The organism is Limnospira sp. PMC 289.06 (genome assembly GCF_032350395.1).
GTDB lineage: Bacteria > Cyanobacteriota > Cyanobacteriia > Cyanobacteriales > Microcoleaceae > Limnospira > Limnospira platensis.
Map to the genome: position 1 here is coordinate 1 of NZ_JARPLC010000177.1, position 7400 is coordinate 7400.

At 47.4% G+C, this 7400-nt stretch carries 7 protein-coding genes; 5 read left to right on the plus strand and 2 right to left on the minus strand.

The window, feature by feature from the left end; all coding sequences use genetic code 11:
- Positions 1–53: 53 nt before the first annotated feature.
- Positions 54–215, plus strand: a complete 162-nt coding sequence (locus P5674_RS22160) for a hypothetical protein (RefSeq protein ID WP_158307564.1) — start codon at positions 54–56, stop codon at positions 213–215.
- 18 nt (positions 216–233) lie between these two features.
- On the opposite strand, the gene carB is transcribed toward P5674_RS22160, so the two are convergent.
- Together carB and P5674_RS22170 are read right to left on the minus strand one after the other, a co-directional pair.
- Positions 234–3467: a carbamoyl-phosphate synthase large subunit gene (gene carB / locus P5674_RS22165; RefSeq protein ID WP_315670286.1), complete on the minus strand. Its 3234-nt coding sequence runs from the start codon at positions 3465–3467 to the stop codon at positions 234–236.
- A 5-nt stretch (positions 3468–3472) separates the two neighbouring features.
- The gene (locus P5674_RS22170) at positions 3473–3652 is read right to left on the minus strand and encodes a hypothetical protein (RefSeq protein ID WP_035738108.1); all 180 of its coding nucleotides are present in this window, start codon (positions 3650–3652) and stop codon (positions 3473–3475) included.
- An 83-nt stretch (positions 3653–3735) separates the two neighbouring features.
- On the opposite strand from P5674_RS22170, the gene P5674_RS22175 reads away from it, so the two are divergent.
- The 4 genes from P5674_RS22175 (at position 3736) to P5674_RS22190 (ending at position 6926) form a co-directional block, all read left to right on the plus strand.
- Entirely contained in the window at positions 3736–3924 is a 189-nt protein-coding gene (locus tag P5674_RS22175; RefSeq protein WP_006623268.1) for a hypothetical protein, read from the plus strand.
- Positions 3925–4210: 286 nt separating this feature from the next.
- Positions 4211–4468: a hypothetical protein gene (locus P5674_RS22180; RefSeq protein ID WP_006616856.1), complete on the plus strand. Its 258-nt coding sequence runs from the start codon at positions 4211–4213 to the stop codon at positions 4466–4468.
- Positions 4465–5367, plus strand: a complete 903-nt coding sequence (locus tag P5674_RS22185) for an ROK family protein (protein ID WP_006616857.1) — start codon at positions 4465–4467, stop codon at positions 5365–5367. Before P5674_RS22180 ends, P5674_RS22185 begins: the two co-directional genes overlap by 4 nt.
- Before the next feature lie 107 nt (positions 5368–5474).
- A complete protein-coding gene (locus P5674_RS22190; protein ID WP_006616858.1) occupies positions 5475–6926 on the plus strand; it encodes an MFS transporter in 1452 nt (483 codons plus the stop codon).
- Positions 6927–7400: the final 474 nt, after the last annotated feature.

The following is a 7400-nucleotide window of genomic DNA, read 5'->3' on the forward strand; positions in this document are numbered from 1 at the left end:
CGACCTCGAATAACGCGCCCAATGTAATGTAGGGGCGGGTGCAGCAGTCAGCCATGGAACACACCAGCCAATTATATACACCCGCCCTTTCCCCACGGCGGTTTTGGTGGTGCGTCGCCATCCCTAGTTGGTCGGTTTCCCCGGTAACTGGTCGGATGCGACACACCCGACGGTTTTGGGGAACAATCCGCCAACCGTCTAAACCCGCCCATTAGCCCTAGAGCGAGACTATTTTAAATGTAATAGTCTTGAAGGGCTTTAACATCTAGGGGGTGTTTCTGGAGCGATCGCAAAGCGGATATGGTGGCTTTAGCGCCAGCGATAGTGGTAATAATCGGGACCTTGTAAGCCAAAGCCGATCGCCGAATCATAATCCCATCAGCGCGTGCTTCCGACCCCGAAGGCGTGATAATCGCCAATTGTACCGCGTGATTTTTAATAGCATCCAATACATTAGGGCGACCCTCATGGAGTTTCAACTCTAGGTCAACCTTAACCCCATGTTCCCATAACACCTTGCGAGTGTTGATGGTAGCAGTCACCTTAAAGCCGAGATCCAGGAAATCTTGAACCACAGGAACGATCGCTTCTTTATCGCGGTCATTGACAGAGACAAACACCGTCCCCGACATGGGTATCACCTGACCCGCCGCCAATTCGGCTTTAGCAAAGGCGCGTCCGAATTCGGTATCAATTCCCATAACTTCTCCGGTCGATCGCATTTCGGGACCGAGGAGGACATCCGTACCTGGGAACTTAGCAAAAGGTAAAACCGCCTCTTTCACCGAGACATAATCGGGAATTTTCTCCTGAGTATATCCCAACTCTGCCAAAGTCTTGCCAGACATGACGCGGGAAGCCATTTTCGCCAAAGGAATACCGATCGCCTTAGACACAAAGGGAACAGTCCGGGAAGCGCGGGGGTTAGCCTCCAGAATATAAACCTGTTCACCTTGTACCGCAAACTGAATGTTCATCAGACCCACCACATTCAAAGCCTTGGCTAATTGAATAGTCTGGCGGCGTATGGTAGCGAGGACGGTTTCTGATAGAGTTTGGGTAGGAATGGAACAAGCGGAGTCCCCGGAGTGAATCCCCGCCTGTTCGATATGTTCCATAATCCCACCGATGACGACATTTCCGGTATGGTCAGCGATCGCATCAACATCGACCTCAACGGCATTTTCCAGGAACTTATCAACCAAAATCGGGTGATCCGGTTCCACCAGCACCGCAAAGGTCATATATCGTTCCAATTCCTCATCAGAATAGACGATTTCCATGGCGCGACCCCCCAACACATAGGAAGGACGCACGACCACCGGATAACCGATACGACCCGCCACCGCGAGAGCCTCCTCATAGCTGCGAGCCATTCCATTCGCCGCCTGTTGAATATTCAACTCCCGGAGAATTTTCTCGAAGCGTTCCCGGTCCTCAGCGGTATCAATAGAGTCAGGGCTAGTCCCCCAAATTTTAGTTTTTAGGGTGGATTCTGACAAGGCTTTTTCCAGGGGGACGGCTAGTTTTAAGGGAGTCTGACCGCCAAACTGAATGACAATACCTAGTGGTTCTTCCGCCTCGATGATATTAAAAACATCCTCCTTGGTCAAGGGTTCAAAATAAAGGCGATCGCTGGTGTCGTAGTCCGTGGAAACCGTCTCCGGGTTGGAGTTAACCATAATGGTGATATAGCCATCATCGCGCAAAGAATAGGAGGCGTGACAGCAACAATAGTCAAACTCAATCCCCTGACCAATGCGGTTAGGTCCGCCGCCGAGAATCATGACTTTGGGGCGGTCGGAGGGGATCATTTCGTCCTCTTCCCAATAGGTAGAGTAATAGTAAGGGGTGGTAGACTCAAATTCGGCGGCGCAGGTATCCACCATTTTATAGGCAGGTTTGACCCCTAAACCCTTACGATATTTACGGACTTCATCTTCGGTGGTTTGACTTGCAAAAGCAATTTGGCGATCGCTAAAACCTTGGCGCTTAATCGCCAGCATATCGTCATGATTAATTTCTGTCACAGGAGTGCGTTTTAAGAATTTCTCCGTCTCCAGCAATTGCTGCAACTTATCCAAAAACCAAGGGTCAATCCCGGTTAACTCATAAATCTCCTCTACCGACATTCCCAATAACATCCCATAGCGGAGTGTTATCATTCGGTCAGGGTTAGGAGTTCTCAAACCCGAACGGATCGTATCTAAACTGGGGACTTTTTCGTTGGTATTAAGTCCCCAACCCGCTAAACCCGTTTCTAGCGATCGCATAGCTTTTTGGAAGGACTCGCAGAAAGTGCCACCAATAGCCATCGCCTCACCCACCGATTTCATTTGGGTAGTCAATACTGGTTCAGCACCTGGGAACTTCTCAAAAGTAAACCGGGGAATCTTTGTTACCACATAATCAATAGTTGGTTCAAAAGAAGCCGGAGTTTTTTTGGTGATATCATTGCTAATTTCATCGAGGGTATAACCCACAGACAATTTTGCCGCAAACTTAGCAATAGGGAACCCAGTCGCCTTAGAAGCCAAAGCCGAAGACCGACTCACACGGGGGTTCATTTCAATGACAATCACATCCCCATTAACCGGGTTCACGGAAAACTGAATGTTAGAACCCCCTGTTTCTACCCCAATTTCGCGGATAATTTTAATCGCCGCATCCCGCAATCGTTGATATTCCTTATCCGTGAGGGTTTGCGCCGGAGCGACCGTAATAGAATCCCCAGTATGAACCCCCATAGGGTCGAGGTTTTCAATGGAACAGATAATCACCACATTATCCGCCAAATCCCGCATTACCTCTAACTCGTATTCTTTCCAGCCAATTAAAGACTGTTCGACTAAAATCTGGGACATGGGGGAAGCGTCCAACCCACCCATCGCCAATTCCTCGTATTCTTCCTGATTATAAGCAATACCGCCCCCTGTACCCCCCATAGTGAAGGCGGGACGAATAATCAGCGGATAAGTCCCAATTTGCTCTGCGATCGCCCTGGCTTCATTGAGGTTATTCGCAATACCTGACGGACAGCAGGCTACCCCAATTTTCTCCATCGCCTGTTTGAACAGGAGACGATCTTCGGCTTTTTCAATCGCATCTAATTTAGCGCCAATCAGTTCAACTCCGTATTTGTCTAAGACCCCATTTTTCGACAAAGCTACGGCAATATTTAACGCTGTCTGACCCCCCATGGTTGGTAATAAAGCGTCGGGACGTTCCGCCTCGATTACTTTTTCGACAATTTCTGGGGTTAATGGTTCAATGTATGTCCGCCGGGCCGTCTCTGGGTCGGTCATGATTGTGGCTGGGTTAGAGTTGACCAGAACTACATCATATCCTTCTTCTCGTAGGGCTTTACAGGCTTGAGTCCCTGAATAGTCGAACTCGCAGGCTTGTCCGATTACAATGGGACCCGAACCCAGCAGCAGAATTTTTTTTAGGTCGTTGCGTCGCGGCATATCTCTTAACTATCCGTTATTCGGTTATCTGTGAAGTACCCTACCACCACCTGGGTCAGAACAGGCTGACGCATTGGCTGTAGGCTTCCTGCTTCTCCGACAATTCCCCCGGCTATTAGTTTATAGCTGGGGTCTCCCATCGTCTCCACAGGCCTAAACGCCACTTCCTGGCGCTTAAAAATCATAACTTAGACTTAAATTTAACTGAACATCATCAGCCTAATTTTAGATCCGATGCCCAATTATGGGCGATCGCTCACTGTAATCAATGCCAGGGTACAATCTCAACTCCCGCCTAAATGTTCAGACTGAACTTGACAAGTGCGATCGTACTACTACCCTAGAACCGGAAAATCAACTAACAACCAGTAATAATGATTGTAGACATGACGAGAAAACTCCCATGATTATCAGTGTATACATATCTAAATTAATCCTCTTTTTAACAATCCAATAACAGTATATGAAAAAATGTGTCTAATTCCACCACCTAGCCATTAACAATAGCCTAAATTACCCAATTTCGAGGTTCTACCAATCAGCCATGAGTTGTGATCACAATTTCCTGAATCATCTATAATCAGTAAAGACAAGGCTGATGTCAGGGAACTGATTAAATACTGATGGTGGTGAACTTATTTCATCTTCTGGCTGATATTGGTGTATCGTTACTGATGGATTGACCGATCGCCCTCATTAATGAGAAAATAGTCTAACAATCCCTTATTATCCCAAACATCCTTATGCCTAAACCTAGTTCATACGCGGTTCATCTTTTGATTCAGGGGGGACACCGGGAAGAGGTCCGGTTCAGGACGATCCAGGATTTTCAGACCTGGTACACTAAAGTTCTGATTCCTAAGCACACTGATACCGATTTTCTCAATGTCCCGATTAAAACCATTGAAGGTGAGTATCTGGTAGTTCGTCCCTCTAGTATTATGGGGATTCGCGTCGAACCCATTTATACTAGCAGCATAGAACGCGACGAAGTAGAATGAAACCAAAATCCGCTCAGGTCATTGGTATTGATTTAGGGGGGACGGCGATTAAACTGGGACTGTTTGAGGCGGACGGTTCCTGTAACCAATCCCTGACGGTGGCAACTCCACAACCCGCTACCCCGGAAGCTTTGTTGGCAGCAATACTAAACGCTATATCACAAATAACAGCCCCTGTCGAGTCTTGGGCGGCGATCGGGGTGGGTTTACCGGGACCAGTAGATGGGACGGGGCGGATCTCCCAGGTAGCCATTAACCTAGAGAATTGGCGGGATGTTCCCTTAGCAGACTGGCTGGAAGAAAAAACCCAAAAGCCAGTAATCATGGCTAATGATGCTAATTGTGCGGGGTTGGGGGAAGCCTGGTTAGGGGCGGGACGAAATTTTGATAATCTGATTATGTTAACTCTGGGGACAGGAGTTGGCGGGGCGATTATCCTCAATCGTCAGTTATTTGTGGGTCATCGCGGCGCGGCGGGGGAGTTGGGATTAATTACTTTGAACCCCGATGGACCCCCTTGTAATAGCGGAAATCAGGGTTCTCTGGAACAATATGTCTCTGTACAAGCTATCCGCCGAGAAACGGGTGATCACCCTTCTGACCTAGCTGAAAAGGCGATCGCAGGTGATTCCCAAGCCTTAGCCTATTGGGAAGAATATGGGCGACGGTTAGGGGCGGGTTTAGCTAGTTTAATTTATGTTTTGACTCCAGAAGCGGTCATTTTAGGCGGTGGTATTAGTGCGGCGGCGAATCTATTTTTACCAACCCTCTGGGAGGAAATTCAACGCCGAGTTTTACCCACTTCTCGGGAAGGGCTACAAATTTTGACCGCCGAATTAGGAAATCAGGCGGGTACTATAGGGGCGGCGCGACTTGCTTTTCAGATAATTAATAATTAATAATTAATAATTAATAATTAACATGATTTCCTGAAGTCAATGCTAACTCAATGTATATATGCTATTATCAATCAATCCGAGAATTACCTGTAGATAAATCCTAAACTATGATCCGCCTTTCTCGACAACAAGCCAAGACGGCACTTGTTCAACTCAGCGATCGCTTTCAAGCTACCGACTACCATAGTGATCATCTGGCTATTCGCACTAAAGCCGCCTATGCAATGGGAGATTTTGGCGGTGCTATTCCCGGCTGTATGCAAGTCTTCTTTTTGCTGTTTTTCTTGACTAATATTGCGGGACTTGATGCAGGTTTAGCAGGTAGTGTATTATTACTTGGTAAAGGATGGGATGCTATCAGTGATCCGATGATTGGTTGGTTAAGCGATCGCACCCAGTCTCGTTGGGGAAGGCGTTACCCTTGGATGATAGTAGCTTCTATTCCTTTGGGTATCTGCTTTTTCCTGCATTGGGTTGTACCTCCTGTTAGTGGCTGGCTACTATTCGGCTATTATGGCTTGATTACCATCCTATTTTATACCGCATTTACCGCCGTATTTCTTCCCCTCGGTGCTTTGGCGGCTGAACTTACCCAAGACTATGACGAACGTACCAGTTTAATCAGCTTTCAATCAGCTTTTAAAATTGGCGGAAGTCTATTTACTTTAGTGTTAGCCCAGGTTTTATTTGGATTATTTGAATCTCCCCAATTGCGATATCCTTTATTGGGTAGTTTGGGGGGATTAATGGCGATGATATCTGTCTATATATGTGTTTTCGGAACCAGTAAACGCTACTTTAAACAAGAAGCTAAACGATTGGCAATCACCCGACCTCCATCATTACCATTTTTACAACAAATTCGCATTGCCTTTAGTAACAAACCCTTTCTTTATGCCATTGGGATTTATTTATGTTCCTGGTTGGGAGTACAGGTAACCGTTGCTATTCTACCCTATTTTATAGTAGATTATATGCAACTAGCCGATCGCCACTTAACCCAAATGGCATTATTAGTGCAAGGGGTATCCTTACTGGGTATGGCTTTCTGGAATGCGATCGCCCAAAAAGTAGACAAAAAAACCGTCTATTGTTTAGGCATTCCCTTCACCATGTTAGCCGGAGTCGGACTATTTATGCTGCAACCCGGACAAATGCTGACCATGTATGGTTTAGGTGCGATCGCTGGATTTGGAATAGCTACCGCCCACCTAGTCCCCTGGTCAATTTTACCCGATGTTGTCGATCTCGATGAACTCAACACCGGACAGCGACGGGAAGGCATTTTTTACAGTTTTATGGTAATGTTACAAAAACTAGGAATTGCCCTATCCCTATTTATTGTCGGACAAATTCTCAGCCATGCTGGACTGTTAGCCACAGCCGGTTCCAAAGAAGCAATCAGCCAACCCGAATCCGTATTATGGGCAATTCGCCTGATGGTAGGTCCCATTCCCATTGCCTTTTTATCAATGGGGTTAGTATTAGCCTATTTTTACCCAATTACTCGCACCGTCCACGCCGCCATTCGTCTACAATTGCAACAACGCCACGACTAAATAACTACCAATGATAGGGGCGGCTGGTAGGGGCGGGTGCTAGATCCGCCCCGGTAAAAACCCGCCAACTTACGGAACCCGCCCTTCTTATGTAACACCCCGGTAAAAACCCGCCAACTTACGGAACCCGCCCTTCTTATATAACGCCCCGGTAAAAACCCGGCAACTTACGGAACCCGCCCTCACCTACGGTAAAAACCCGGCAACTTACGGAACCCGCCCTCACCTACGGTAAAAACCCGGCAACTTAAGGAACCCGCCCTTCTTCTTATGTAACGCCCCGGTAAAAACCCGGCAACTTACGGAACCCGCCCTTCTTATGTAACGCCCCGGTAAAAACCCGCCAACTCACGGAACCCGCCCTTATTCTGTTCGGAACCCAGATATAGCACAAGACAGAAAAGTTAGGACGTATAGCACATGACCCGATATCGGGAATGGCAATCGGGAACTCGTCAACGTCGGGATGCCAAG

Excerpts from the sequence above, each read along its gene's own strand:
- P5674_RS22160 (WP_158307564.1), top strand. The coding sequence starts at position 54 with ATGGAACACACCAGCCAATTATATACACCCGCCCTTTCCCCACGGCGG.
- carB (WP_315670286.1), bottom strand. The coding sequence starts at position 3,467 with ATGCCGCGACGCAACGACCTAAAAAAAATTCTGCTGCTGGGTTCGGGT.
- P5674_RS22170 (WP_035738108.1), bottom strand. The coding sequence starts at position 3,652 with ATGATTTTTAAGCGCCAGGAAGTGGCGTTTAGGCCTGTGGAGACGATG.
- P5674_RS22175 (WP_006623268.1), top strand. The coding sequence starts at position 3,736 with ATGCCAGGGTACAATCTCAACTCCCGCCTAAATGTTCAGACTGAACTT.
- P5674_RS22180 (WP_006616856.1), top strand. The coding sequence starts at position 4,211 with ATGCCTAAACCTAGTTCATACGCGGTTCATCTTTTGATTCAGGGGGGA.
- P5674_RS22185 (WP_006616857.1), top strand. The coding sequence starts at position 4,465 with ATGAAACCAAAATCCGCTCAGGTCATTGGTATTGATTTAGGGGGGACG.
- P5674_RS22190 (WP_006616858.1), top strand. The coding sequence starts at position 5,475 with ATGATCCGCCTTTCTCGACAACAAGCCAAGACGGCACTTGTTCAACTC.